The organism is Rathayibacter rathayi (assembly GCF_004011095.1).
Classification (GTDB): Bacteria; Actinomycetota; Actinomycetes; order Actinomycetales; family Microbacteriaceae; genus Rathayibacter; species Rathayibacter rathayi.
Genome location: NZ_CP028129.1, coordinates 1,101,508 through 1,114,062, shown reverse-complemented (window position 1 = coordinate 1,114,062; position 12,555 = coordinate 1,101,508). Strand labels below are relative to the sequence as shown.

Below are 12,555 nucleotides of genomic sequence, written 5' to 3'. Positions count from 1 at the left end.
CGGAGGCTCCGCGACCCCGTCAGGTGCGGGAGACCGTCGACTTCTCGGCGTCGGTACCGGAAGCAGGGGTGGTGGTGTCGTCAGAGCGAGACTCGACGTCCTCAAACTCTATCTCAGCCGACGCCGGAGTCCACTCCCGACCCGGCCGGTAGGCCGAGGGCTCGCCACCCGGATGCTCGCGCTTCTGAATCACCACGATCACCAGGCCGATGACGACGGCGGCGAGGGCCGCCCAGACATTGGTGCGAATGCCCCAGAAGAACCCGCTCGGGTCGATACGGATGGATTCGAACCAGACGCGGCCGATGCCGTACCAGATCAGGTAGGCGGCGAAGACGGTACCCCACTGCAGCCTGAGGCGGCGCTCGAGCAGCAGGACGACGGCGACGCCCACGACGTTCCAGAGGATCTCGTAGAGGAAGGTCGGGTGAAAGAGGGTGCTTGCCTGCAGGCCGACCGGGAAGGCCGGATTGCTGGTCTCGATCTCCAGACCCCAGGGCAGGGTCGTCGGTAGGCCGAACAGTTCGTGGTTGAACCAGTTCCCCAGGCGTCCCAGCGCCTGTGCGGCCAGCATGCCGGGAGCGAGGGCGTCGGCGAAGCTCCAGAAGCGGACGCCGGTCCAGCGACAGCCGATGAACGCGCCGACCGCGCCGCCGATCAGGCCACCGAAGATCGCGTTGCCACCGTTCCAGATGCGCACGACCTCCCACGGATCCGCGCCGGCGAAGAAGTAGTCGCCCGGGTGCGTCAGGACGTGGTAGGCCCGAGCGCCGACGATGCCCAGCGGCACGGCCCAGATGATGATGTCGAGCACAACCCACGGCTCGACGCCGCGTCGCTTCAGGCGCTGATTCGTCATGATCGTCGCCACGATGATCCCCGCGAGGATGCACAGAGCGTAGGTGTGGATCGCGAGCGTCCAGTTGCCGATCGTGAGGTCGTACTGACTCCACGCGTCGGGGGGGCTCGGGATGCTCAGCGGTACGGACACCAGTAGTCGACCTTTCGAAGGAGGGGGTCCCCGGGCTCGGCACGGCCGCGCCCCGGTGGGCATCCCGATTGTAGCGGGAGGCGTTAGCGCTCGGAGCGCGTGCCCTCGGCGAGGCCGCGGGAGGTCTCGGCGACCGCGGCCACCCCTCCGGACGCCAGGGCGCGCACCAGCGCGGAGCCGACGATCGCGCCGTCCGCGTACGCGAGAATCTCGGCGACCTGCTCGCCGGTCGAAATGCCCAGGCCGACGCAGGCGCTCTCGGAGCCGACAGTGCGGAGCCGATCGACCAGCGTGCGCGCTGCGGAGTCGACGTCGGTGCGGGCCCCGGTGATGCCCATCGTCGAGACCGCGTAGACGAAGCCGCGGCTAACGTCGACCGCCTGGCGCAACCGTGTGTCCGTTGAGGACGGCGCGGCGAGGAAGACGCGGTCGAGGCCGAGGCGCTCGGAGACGGCGATCCACTCGGCGCCCTCGTCGGGGATCAGGTCAGGCGTGATCAGTCCGGAGCCGCCCGCCTCCGCGAGGTCGGTCGCGAAACGCTCCACGCCGTACTGGAGCACGGGGTTGTAGTAGGTCATCACCAAAACCGGAACATCGACGCGCGCGCGGATCTCGCGCACCGCCTCGAAGCCGTGCCGCAGGCGGAACCCGCCGGCGATGGCAGCCTGCGTCGCCTCCTGAATCACCGGTCCGTCCATCACAGGGTCGGAGTAGGGCAGGCCCAGCTCGATCGCGTCCACGCCGTTCTCGGCCATCGCGACCGCGGCGTCGATGCTCGTCGGAAGGTCGGGGAAGCCGACGGGCAGGTAACCGATCAGGGCACCCGCGGCCTCCTCGTTCCGACGCCGAACGGTCTCGGCGACGCTCGGCCCGCGACCACTCACGACTGCACCGCGCCCTGGTCCATCAGCCCGAAGTAGTGCGCGGCAGTCGTCATGTCTTTGTCGCCGCGGCCGGAGAGGTTGACCAGGATCGTCGCGTCCCGGCCGAACTCACGACCCAGCTCGAGCGTGCCTGCGAGCGCGTGCGCGGACTCGATGGCCGGGATGATGCCCTCGGTGCGGCTCAGCAGCATCAGAGCATCCATCGCGGCGGAGTCGGTGACCGCCCGGTAGTCGGCACGGCCGATGCTCGCGAGCCAGGCGTGCTCCGGGCCGACACCGGGGTAGTCCAGGCCGGCCGAGATCGAGTGCGACTCGATCGTCTGGCCGTCCTCGTCCTGGAGGAGGAAGCTGCGCGCGCCGTGCAGGACACCGGTGCGGCCCTTGCTGATGGTCGCCGCGTGGCGCGGCGTGTCGATCCCCTCGCCTCCCGCCTCGAAGCCGACGAGGCGGACCTCGGGGTCGTCGAGGAAGGCGTGGAAGATGCCCATCGCATTCGATCCGCCGCCGACGCAGGCGGTGACCGCCGTCGGGAGCGAGCCGGTGAGCTCGAGGACCTGCTCGCGCGCCTCCTCGCCGATGATCTTCTGGAAGTCGCGCACCAGGGCGGGGAACGGATGCGGTCCCGCGACGGTGCCGAAGATGTAGTTGGTCGTGCCGACGTTGGTGACCCAGTCGCGCATGGCGTCGTTGATCGCGTCCTTGAGGGTGCGCGAACCCGTCGTCACGGGGACCACCTCGGCGCCCAGGAGGCGCATCCGGGCGACGTTGAGCGCCTGGCGCTCGGTGTCGACCTCGCCCATGTAGACCACGCAGTCGAGGCCGAACAGAGCGGCCGCGGTGGCGGTCGCGACGCCGTGCTGGCCCGCTCCCGTCTCGGCGATGACCCGGGTCTTGCCGATCCGCCTGGTCAGCAGAGCCTGGCCGAGCACATTGTTGATCTTGTGCGAACCGGTGTGGTTGAGGTCCTCGCGCTTGAGGATGATCCGCGCACCACCGGCGTGCTCGGCGAACCGGGGCACCTCGGTGATGATCGACGGTCGGCCGGTGTAGCTGCGGTGCAGCTCCATCAGCTCGGCCGCGAACGCGGGGTCGCCTGTGGTGCGCTCGTACTCGGCGCTCAGCTCATCGAGTGCCTCGACGAGCGACTCGGGGACGTAACGTCCGCCGAACTCGCCAAAGTAGGGGCCGAGTTCATCCCGGAGTGCCATGCGGTTCCGCCTCTCGGTGATCAGGAGGCCAGGAAACTGGCGAGGGTGGAGACGGGGTCACCTCCGGTGACGAGCGCCTCGCCAACAAGGACGACATCGGCGCCCGAACGGCGGTAGTGGGCGACGTCGTCGGCCGTCTTGACCGCCGACTCGGCGACCTTCACCGCATCAGCGGGGATGCGGTCCGAGAGTCGGCCGAAGAGGTCGCGGTCGAGTTCGAAGGTCGTCAGGTTGCGCGCGTTGACGCCGATGAGGTGGGCGCCGAGGTCGATCGCCCGCTCGAGCTCGTCGGCCGAGTGGGTCTCGACGAGCGGGGTCATCCCGAGCTCGAGGACCAGGGCGTGCAGCTCGATGAGCAGGGGCTGCTCGAGCGCGGCGACGATGAGCAGGACCAGGTCGGCTCCGGCCGCGCGGGCCTCGAGAACCTGGTAGGGCTCGGCGATGAAGTCCTTGCGCAGGACGGGGATCGAGACGCGCTCGCGGACGGCTTCCAGGTCGGCGAGCGACCCCTTGAAGCGGCGCTCCTCGGTGAGCACGCTGATCGCGCTCGCTCCTCCGAGCTCGTACTGCCCGGCCAGCTCGGCGGGGACGGGGATCTCGGCAAGGGCCCCGCGCGACGGGCTCGCGCGCTTGACCTCGGCGATGATCTTGACGCGCTCGGCGGGGGCCAGTGCGGCCAGGGCGTCGAGGGCGGGAGTCTGAGCGAGCGCACGGCGCTCGACGACATCAATTGGGGCGCTCTCGCGGCGGCGAGCCGCATCGGCCAGGGCGCCGGCGGTCAGTTCAGTGAGCATCAGGCACGCACCTTCGAGGTCGCCTTCGGGCCGTTGACGCCGTAGCCCGCCTTGGCCATGCCCACCCCGGCCAGCAGGCCCACCACGACCAGGCCGACCGAGAGCCAGACGACGAGCGGCACGTCGAACCAGAACGCGATCGTGCCGATCGTGAATCCGACCAGCATGATAACGACGGCCGTCCAGGCCGCTGGCGAGTGGCCGTGGTTGTCGTCGTCGTGTTCGCTGCTCATGGGTCTCCTCCTGGGGTGCATCGGAACCCGAGCAGTCTAGCGTGAGGCACCTGGGGCCCCGGACCGAGACGCGCCTTGCCGCAGGCCCCCGTCAGGGTCCCGACTCGGGCCGGCTCCGTGCGGGATGCAGGTCGGATCAGCGGGCCGACGTGGGGTCGTCACCGCGCGAGAGTTCGTCCCAGGAGACGACGGGATCGACGTCGCCGTCGTCGGTCTGAACCGTCGAGGCGCCGTGGCCGTAGCCGTCGGCCGGCTCGAAACGGGACGCCCGCTTCTTTGCCGCCCCGGGCCACCGGCGCGAGGTCGCGAGCACGCCGATCCCGAGCACCGCCGTGAGCACCCCGCACGCCAGGGCCACGACCGGCCAGGCCGTGAGGGCGGAGGAGGCGACCAGGGCCGCGACGGACTGCTCGCCGGCGATGGCGGTCGCTCCGGTGACCAGCGAGGCCCCGGCGCGCACGGGGTCGCCCAGGGCGGTCGCGGCGGCCAACACTACCGACGCACCGAGGACCACCTGGAGCAGTCCGAGCACGATCCGGAAGACGGGACCGGCGATCGCGAGCGCCGCAGCGAGGGCCAGGCCGGCGAGCGCGAGCGCCGAGAGCGCCGGAGCGGCGACGGTGCCGGCCACGTCGATCCGCTGGCCCTCCCCCTCGATCGCCGCGAGCGTCAGCGTGAACCACGACTGCGTGGAGGAGGTCAGCTCAAGCGCGGCGAGCAGCACGACCCCGAGGATCGCGGAATACTTCAGTCGCCGGCCGCTCACGCTCACTCCCCCGGGCCGAGGCCGGTGAACGGCGCGAGCGGATCGACGTCGAAGCAGGCGTGCTCGCCGGTGTGGCAGGCGGCGCCGATCTGCTCGACCTGCACGAGCAGGGTGTCGGCGTCGCAATCGAGTGCGGCTGCCCGGACGAACTGGGCGTGGCCGGAGGTGTCGCCCTTGCGCCAGTACTCCTGCCGCGAGCGCGACCAGAAGGTGACGCGCCCCTCGGTGAGGGTCCTGCGGAGCGCCTCGCGGTCCATCCACCCCATCATCAGCACCTCGCGGGTGTCGTGCTGCTGGATGATCGCGGGCAACAGCCCAGCCGAATCGAAGGTGGCACGGTCGAGGACGGCGTCGAGCTCGGCGGGGGTCATCGGACTTCGATCCCGGAGGCGGCGAGCGCGCGCTTGACGTCCCCGATCGTCAGCTCGCGGTTGTGGAAGACGGAGGCGGCAAGGACGGCGTCTGCTCCCGCGGTGACGGCCGGTGCGAAATGCTCGACGGCGCCGGCGCCTCCGGAGGCGATCACCGGCACGGAGCTGCGCTCGCGCATCGCGGCGATCAACTCGAGGTCGAAACCCTGCTTGGTGCCGTCGGCGTCGATGGAATTGACCAGCAGCTCCCCGGCGCCGCGCTCGACGGCCTCGGCCGCCCAGGCCAGGGCGTCCAGGTCGGTCTCGTGGCGACCGCCGTGGGTGGTGACGACGAAGCCGGACGCCGTGGCGTCACTCCGCTTGACATCGAGCGAGAGCACGAGCACCTGCGCGCCGAAGACGTCGGCGATCTCGCCCAGCAGCTCCGGCCGGGCGATCGCGGCCGAGTTGACCCCCACCTTGTCTGCGCCGTGCGCGAGCAGGCGCGACACGTCGTCGGCGCTGCGCACGCCTCCACCGACGGTGAGGGGGATGAAGACCTGCTCTGCCGTCGCCCGCACCACGTCGTAGGTGGTCGAGCGGTCATCGACCGTGGCGGTGACGTCGAGGAAGGTCAGCTCGTCGGCACCCTGCTCGAAGTAGAGGCGCGCGAGCTCGACGGGGTCGCCCGCATCGCGCAGGTTCTGGAAGTTGACGCCCTTCACGACGCGGCCGGCGGCGACGTCGAGGCAGGGGATGACGCGGACGGCGAGACTCATCGGCTCCCCTTCACAGGCGTGCGGCGTGGATCGAGGTGACCAGGATCGCGCGGGCGCCCAGGTCGTACAGGCGATCCATCACCTGGTTCATGTCCGCTCGGGGGACCATCACGCGGACAGCGACCCACTCGGCGTCGTGCAACGGCGAGACGGTCGGCGACTCGAAGCCCGGCGCAAGGGCGGTGGCGCTCTCGAGCAGGGACACGGGGCAGTCGTAGTCGAGCAGCACGTACTCGCGAGCGACCAGAACGCCCTGCAGGCGGCGCAGCAGCACGGGGATACCTTCCGGCTCCCCCTCGGCCGAGACGAGCACGGCGGTCGAATCGAGGATCACCGGGCCGAAGATCTCCAGTCCCGCCTTGCGCAGCGTGGTGCCGGTCTCGACGACATCGGCGATCACGTCGGCGACGCCGAGCTGGATCGCGGACTCGACCGCTCCGTCGAGACGGATCAGTGTCACGTCGACGCCGTGCTCGCGGAGGAAGCGACCGACCAGGCCCGGGTAGCTGGTCGCGACTCGGAGGCCGTCGATCTGGGCGAGGTCGTCGTAGCGGCCGGCCGGTCCGGCGAAGCGGAAAGTGGAGTTGGCGAAGCCCAGGCTGGCGATCTCGCGCGCTTGGGAGCCGGAGTCGATCAGGAGGTCGCGCCCCGTCACTCCGACATCGAGGGCGCCGGAGCCGACGTAGGTCGCGATGTCGCGCGGGCGGAGGTAGAAGAACTCGACGCCGTTGCGCTCATCGACGACGTGCAGCTCCTTCGGGTCGCGGCGACCGGTGTAGCCCGCCTCCGCGAGCATTTGGCCGGCAGTCTCCGACAGAGAGCCCTTGTTGGGCACGGCGACGCGCAGCAGCGCCGGGGCGGGGGTGGTGGTCACGGGACGTCCTTCATGACTCGTCGGCTGTTCGATGGGCGGCACGGCTCCTCGGGGAGCGTGCGGGCGCGACGGCGCGGATCGACGGCGCACCCCGGCGAATGGGGCGGCGCTCACAGATGCCGGTAGACGTCGGCCGGCGTCAGACCCTTGGCGAGCATCAGCACTTGGAGGTGGTAGAGCAGCTGCGAGATCTCCTCGGCGGTGCGCTCGTCGCCCTCGTACTCGGCGGCCATCCACACCTCGGCGGCTTCTTCGACGATCTTCTTGCCGATGAAGTGCACGCCGGCGTCGAGCTCGCGGACAGTGCCCGACCCCTCGGGACGTGCGGTGGCCTTCTCGCCCAGCTCCGCGAAGAGGTCGTCGAAAGTTTTCACCGGGGAAGTCTATACGGCGGGTGGGGCGGGGCCGCGTGGACGCGAGCGCGGGGCCTGCGGGGGGTGTGCGATTTGCAGGAGCCAGTTCGATTCGCAGGAGCCAGTTCGATTCGCAGGAGGAGGTCGCCGCCGCGCGTTCGGCATGCGGTAAAACCGGCCTTCTCGCGCGAATGTCCTGCACATCACACAGGAGCCTGCACATCACACAGGGGCCTGCACATCACACAGGGGCCTGCACATCACACAGGGGCCTGCACATCACACAGGGGCCTGGAGATCACACAGGGGCCTGCAGATCGGACGGGCTCAACCAGGGCGGACGGCGACCGCCGCCTCAGTGCCGGTGCAGGTGCGCGGTCGCGGTGGCGCGCAGGGCCGCGATGGCCTGCTCCGGGTCATCGGCGCCGAAGACCGCGGAGCCGGCGACGAAGGTGTCGGCCCCCGCCTCCGCCGCGATCTCGATCGTGCCCGGCGCGATGCCGCCGTCGACCTGGAGCCAGACGTCGAGTCCGGTGCGGTCCACGATGCTCCGCAGAGTGCGCAGCTTGGGCATCGTCTCCGCCATGAACGACTGGCCGCCGAATCCGGGCTCGACCGTCATCACGAGGACCTGGTCGAACTCCGGCAGCAGGTCGAGGTACTCGTCCACCATTGTCCCCGGCTTGAGCGCGATGCCGGCGCGGGAGCCGATCTCGCGCAGGCGTCGCGCGAGAGCCACGGCGTCGCGCACGGCCTCGGCGTGAAAGGTGACCGAGTAGGCACCGGTCTCGGCGTAGTCGGGCGCCCAGCGGTCGGGGTCCTCGATCATCAGATGCAGGTCGAGCGGGCGGGGCGAGACGTCCTGTAGGCGCTGGACCATCGTCAGCCCGAAGGTCAGATTCGGCACGAAATGGTTGTCCATCACGTCGACGTGCACGAGGTCGGCTCCGGCGATGCGCTGCAGCTCGGACTCGAAGTTCACGAAGTCGGCGGAGAGGATGCTGGGGTTGATCCGTGCGGGCATGCATCCAGCCTAAAGCGGCCCCGCGCCGGAGCCGGGTCTCAGCCGCGGCGGCGCAGGAGCTGAATGAACATGGCGTCGGTGCCGTGCCGGTGCGGCCAGAGCTGCACATGGGTCGCGCCGTCGGGCAGCGCAAGCGGTGCGGCGCTCACTCCGCGGAGCACGGCGGGGGTGTCCACGAGTTCGAGCGCGTGCCGCTCCTGAGCGAGGGCGAGCACGCGCCGGGTCTCGCCGAGGTGCGGCGAGCAGGTCACGTACGCGAGCACTCCCTCGGGGGCGAGAGCCTTCACGGCGGAATCGAGCAGCTCGCCCTGCAGAGCGGCCAGCGGCTCGACATCGGCCACCGACTTGCGCCAGCGCGCTTCCGGCCGGCGTCGCAGCGCCCCCAACCCAGTGCAGGGCGCGTCGAGCAGGATCCGGTCGAACGCTCCCGGCTGCTCGTCACCGAGCTCGCGCCCGTCTCCGGTGCGCACCTCAACCGTGGGATCGACGGCCGCCAGCGCCTGCCGCACGAGTCCCGCGCGGCCCGGCACCAGCTCGTTCGCGAGCAGTGTCGCTCCGCCGGCCCGCGCCTCCGCCGCGAGGAGCGCCGCCTTACCGCCGGGGCCGGCGCAGAGATCGAGCCAGCGCTCGCCCGAGCGGACCGGGCGCGCTCGGGAGAGGGCCAGTGCGGCCAGCTGCGAGCCCTCGTCCTGGACACGCACCCGGCCCTCGCGTACGGCCAAGAACGCCTCCGGGTCGCCACCGGTGCTGGTCATGCCGACCGGCGAGAACCGGTCGGGCTCGGCATCGGCGATCTCGCCGGGAGCGGACAGGCCGGGCAGGGCGACCAGGTTGACGCGCGGCGCCGCGTTGTCGGAGGCGAGCAGCGCGTCCAGCTCGTTGGCCGCGCCCTCCGCCGCCAGCGCCCGCCGCAGGGCGCGCACGATCCAGACGGGGTGGGAGCTCAGTGCGGCGATCCTGTCGTCTCCGGAGACGGCGGCGGCGGACACCCGTTCGCGCCACTCGTCCGCGCTCGAGCGCGAGACCGTGCGCAGCACCGCGTTGGCGAAGGCGACTGCGCCCCGGGAGGAGCCCGCGGCGACGAGCGCGACGCTCTCGTTCACCGCGGCGTGCGGAGCCACGCGGGTCGCGAGCAGCTGATGCACGCCAAGGCGCAGCGCATCCAGGACCGGCGCGTCGATGCTCTGCACAGGTCGGCCCGCGGCCGAAGCGATCACCCGGTCGTAATAGCCGGACATTCGCAGGGTGCCATAGCACAGCTCGGTGGCCAGCCCCGCGTCGGCGGGCGAGAGGCCGGCCGCGCTGATCCGGGCGGGCAGGACCAGGTTCGCGTAGGCGTCCGACCCGCTCACCGCGAGCAGGACGTCGTAGGTGACCCGCCGGGCGGGCGCGGCGTCGCGACGGCCGCTCATCCGAGCACTGTGCTCTCGCGCAGGCCACGCGCCCAGGCCGCGCCCGACATCGGATTCTTGCCGGCGGGCTGGACGGTGACCAGCTCGATCGCGCCGTCCCCGGTGCCGACGAGCGCGCGTCCGGAGTGGAGGCGCAGGCCGCCCGGAGCGAGATCCCCCTCCGCGGCGCGCACAGCCAGCACCTTCAGGCGTGCGTCACCGACCGCGGTGGAGGCGCCGGGCTCGGGGGTCGTACCGCGTACCAGAGCGAGGATTCGTGTGGTCGGCAAGGCCCAGTCGATCCGAGCGTCGGCCGCGTCGAGCTTGGGCGCGAGGGTCACCTCCCCGACCTGCGGGGTGGCGACGGCGGTCCCCCGTTCGAGCGCGTCGACCACGTCGAGGGTGAGGCCCGCGCCGCTCTCGGCCAGCTCCGCCAGCAGCTCGCCCGCGGTCCGCTCCCCCGCGTCGGCGGCGAGCTCGGCGTAGACGTCGCCCGCGTCGAGTTCGGCGACGAGCTGGAAGACGCTCGCGCCGATCCGCGTCTCCCCCGCCATCAGCGCACGCTGGAGGGGAGCCGCTCCCCGCCAGCGCGGCAGCAGCGAGAAATGCAGGTTGATCCAGCCGAGCCTCGGCACCGCCAGCAGCCGCTCACGCACGAGTCCGCCGTAGGCGACGATCACGCCAAGATCCGGGGTGAACTCGGCGAGGCGGTCGGTCACCTCCTCGTCGAGCCGATTCGTGCGGATCACGGGGAGCCCCAGGTCCTCGGCCGCGACGGCGACCGGCGAGGGAGTGAGCACGCGCTTGCGGCCCACCGGAGCGTCCGCTCGGGTGACCACGGCGACCACCTCGTGCGCGGAGGCGGCAAGGCCCTGGAGGGTCGGGACGGCAGCGGCGGGCGTGCCGGCGAAGACGAGGCGCACGGGCTTCTCCTGGGGAGTCAGAGGATGTCGGGGTCGTCGAGGCGGACCCGGAGCTTCGGGGCCGGCCGGAAGCGGCCGGGCGTAGTCGGCGGCCGACGGCGGCGCGTGGCATTGCGGATCACGGCGGAGCGGAGGCGGGCGGCCACCTCCGCACCGCGAGCGTAGTCGAAGCGCACGATGGCCCGGACGGAGCCGTCCTCGAGTCCGACCGGTCCGAGCACCTCCTGCCGGTCTTCCTCGTCGAGCGCGTCCAGCGCCTCCGCTACCGCGTGTGCGTCGCCGCTGACCGTCGCGAGCCGCACCGCGGGCGGGAAGCGCAGCGCGCGCCGCTCCAGCAGCTCGGCGCGGAGGTACTCGGCCTGCCGCCAGGTCGCGAGGGCGGTCGCGAGGCGACCGCCGACCCCGACCAGCAGCACCGGAGCGCCCGGGCGGGCCAGGGCAGCGGCGTTCGACCAGGTGCGCAGTGCATCATCGGCGACGCGCAGGCTCTCGCGCGCCAGCATCCGCTCGCCGTCGAGCAGGAGGACGGCATGGTAGCCGCCGTCGGCCCGCGGCTCCGCGCCGCGGGTGGCCACGACGAGCGCGGGCTCCGCGGGGAGGGTCAGCACCGGCCGCTGGCCGTCGGCGACGATCACCTTGGCGCCGGGGAAGGCGCGCCCCAGCTCCTCCGCGGTGCGCCCGGCCCCGAGGGTGACCAGGCGGAGGGCCGTCGCCTCGCAGACCGAGCAGGTCCAGTCCGCCGCGATCAGGCCGCACCAGCCGCAGCTCGGACGCCCACCCGCGGAGTGCACGCCGAGCGGACCCTGGCAGCGGTTGCAGCGCGCAACCGTCCGGCAGCGGGCGCAGGCAACCACCGGTGCGTAGCCGGGACGTGCGACCTGCACCAGCACGGGGCCGGAGTCGAGGGCCTTCCGCGCCTCTCGCCAGGCGGAGGAGGGGATGCGCGCCGCGGCGTCGTGCTCGTCGGCGGCCCACTGCTGGGCGGTCGGCACCACATGCGGGCGGCGGCTCGGGCGCGGCTCCACCTCGGCCGCGAAGCCGATCTCGACCAGACGCTCGACCTCGACGGTGCGGGTGTTGCCCAGCAGCACAAGGCCGGCTCCGCTCTGCTCCTGCCGGACCAGGGCGACGTCACGGGCGTGCGCGTAGGGCGCCAGGGGCTCAGCGAAGAGCGGGTCGCCGTCGTCCCAGAGCGCGATCAGTCCGAGGGCGGAGGAGGGGGCGTAGAGCACGGAGCGGTTGCCGACGACGACCCGCGGCCCGGGATCGAGGCAGCGCACGAAGGCGGCGTAGCGCTCGGCGCCCTTCTGCCGCGCGTCGAGCCGCACGAGCGACTCCGCCGGGAGGTGGGCGGCGAGGGCGAGTTCCAGCTGCTCCTGATCGCGGTAGTCGGGCACCGCCAGGATCGCGTCGTGGCCCGCGGCGAGCGTGTCCCGGGCGAGCTCGGCCAGCGTGACTGCCCAGCCGCCGACCCACGCACCGGAGTCGAGCTGCACGGGAGTCGGCACGGCGCCGACTGCCAGACGCGCGCCCTCAGCGAGGCCGACGAAGGAGTCGACGGGATAACCCGTCACTCCGCCCGCCTCGACCGCGGGAGCCGTCGGAGCCGGACCGGCCGCGAGACGCGCCCTCTCGACTCGCACATGGCGACGAGGTACGGCCAGACGCAGCACATCGCTGGCTCCCCCGCAGGCGCGATCCGCGACGCGGCGCGCGAGCGCCCAGACCTCAGGCGTCAGCACCACGAGCGGCGACACCAACTCCTCGACCTCGCTCAGCGCGCCGACGTGCTCGGATCCCTCCCCCGTCTCGACGACGAGGGCGTCCGCGATCCGCCCGCCGGTGCGCAGCGGCACCCGCACGCGCACGCCGGGCACGACCTGCCCGCGCAGAGCTTCCGGCACCGCGTAGTCCAGGAGCCGGTCGAGCTGCGGGAGTGGCGAGTCCAGGAGCACGCGCGCGACGGCTCCGCTGCTCGCCATCGC

Annotated in this window: 14 protein-coding genes; all 14 read right to left on the bottom strand. The window is 72.0% G+C overall.

The genetic code is table 11. The features are described 5' to 3' along the window. Positions 1-19: 19 nt before the first annotated feature. A complete protein-coding gene (lgt, locus tag C1O28_RS05500; RefSeq protein ID WP_419866646.1) occupies positions 20-994 on the bottom strand; it encodes a prolipoprotein diacylglyceryl transferase in 975 nt (324 codons plus the stop codon). A gap of 80 nt (positions 995-1,074) precedes the next feature. Continuing rightward, the gene (gene trpA / locus C1O28_RS05495) at positions 1,075-1,875 is read right to left on the bottom strand and encodes a tryptophan synthase subunit alpha (RefSeq protein WP_097166041.1); all 801 of its coding nucleotides are present in this window, start codon (positions 1,873-1,875) and stop codon (positions 1,075-1,077) included. Next, positions 1,872-3,083: a tryptophan synthase subunit beta gene (gene trpB, locus C1O28_RS05490; protein ID WP_097166042.1), complete on the bottom strand. Its 1,212-nt coding sequence runs from the start codon at positions 3,081-3,083 to the stop codon at positions 1,872-1,874. The genes trpA and trpB overlap by 4 nt, the downstream gene beginning before the upstream one ends. Before the next feature lie 20 nt (positions 3,084-3,103). Continuing rightward, positions 3,104-3,877 (bottom strand): indole-3-glycerol phosphate synthase TrpC, encoded by a 774-nt coding sequence (gene trpC / locus C1O28_RS05485; RefSeq protein ID WP_097166043.1) that lies wholly within the window; start codon positions 3,875-3,877, stop codon positions 3,104-3,106. Further along, on the bottom strand, positions 3,877-4,110 hold the full coding sequence (locus C1O28_RS05480) for a DUF6704 family protein (RefSeq protein WP_097166044.1): 234 nt from the start codon (positions 4,108-4,110) through the stop codon (positions 3,877-3,879). Before C1O28_RS05480 ends, trpC begins: the two co-directional genes overlap by 1 nt. 136 nt (positions 4,111-4,246) lie before the next feature. After that, positions 4,247-4,876, bottom strand: a complete 630-nt coding sequence (locus C1O28_RS05475) for a Trp biosynthesis-associated membrane protein (RefSeq protein ID WP_243392032.1) — start codon at positions 4,874-4,876, stop codon at positions 4,247-4,249. Between the two features lie 2 nt (positions 4,877-4,878). After that, positions 4,879-5,247, bottom strand: coding sequence for a phosphoribosyl-AMP cyclohydrolase (gene hisI / locus C1O28_RS05470; protein WP_097166046.1), 369 nt, complete (start codon positions 5,245-5,247; stop codon positions 4,879-4,881). Then, positions 5,244-6,005, bottom strand: a complete 762-nt coding sequence (gene hisF / locus C1O28_RS05465; RefSeq protein ID WP_097166047.1) for an imidazole glycerol phosphate synthase subunit HisF — start codon at positions 6,003-6,005, stop codon at positions 5,244-5,246. The genes hisI and hisF overlap by 4 nt, the downstream gene beginning before the upstream one ends. A 10-nt stretch (positions 6,006-6,015) precedes the next feature. Continuing rightward, entirely contained in the window at positions 6,016-6,855 is an 840-nt protein-coding gene (gene hisG, locus C1O28_RS05460) for an ATP phosphoribosyltransferase (protein ID WP_097166095.1), read from the bottom strand. A gap of 134 nt (positions 6,856-6,989) precedes the next feature. Next, on the bottom strand, positions 6,990-7,253 hold the full coding sequence (locus C1O28_RS05455; protein ID WP_097166048.1) for a phosphoribosyl-ATP diphosphatase: 264 nt from the start codon (positions 7,251-7,253) through the stop codon (positions 6,990-6,992). Positions 7,254-7,587: 334 nt separating this feature from the next. Then, on the bottom strand, positions 7,588-8,256 hold the full coding sequence (gene rpe, locus C1O28_RS05450; RefSeq protein ID WP_097166049.1) for a ribulose-phosphate 3-epimerase: 669 nt from the start codon (positions 8,254-8,256) through the stop codon (positions 7,588-7,590). Positions 8,257-8,294: 38 nt separating this feature from the next. Beyond that, positions 8,295-9,668 (bottom strand): RsmB/NOP family class I SAM-dependent RNA methyltransferase, encoded by a 1,374-nt coding sequence (locus C1O28_RS05445; RefSeq protein WP_097166050.1) that lies wholly within the window; start codon positions 9,666-9,668, stop codon positions 8,295-8,297. Continuing rightward, a complete protein-coding gene (locus C1O28_RS05440; protein ID WP_097166051.1) occupies positions 9,665-10,570 on the bottom strand; it encodes a methionyl-tRNA formyltransferase in 906 nt (301 codons plus the stop codon). Before C1O28_RS05440 ends, C1O28_RS05445 begins: the two co-directional genes overlap by 4 nt. Before the next feature lie 17 nt (positions 10,571-10,587). Further along, complete coding sequence (locus C1O28_RS05435) at positions 10,588-12,552, bottom strand: primosomal protein N' family DNA-binding protein (protein WP_097166052.1); 1,965 nt, start codon at positions 12,550-12,552, stop codon at positions 10,588-10,590. Positions 12,553-12,555: the final 3 nt, after the last annotated feature.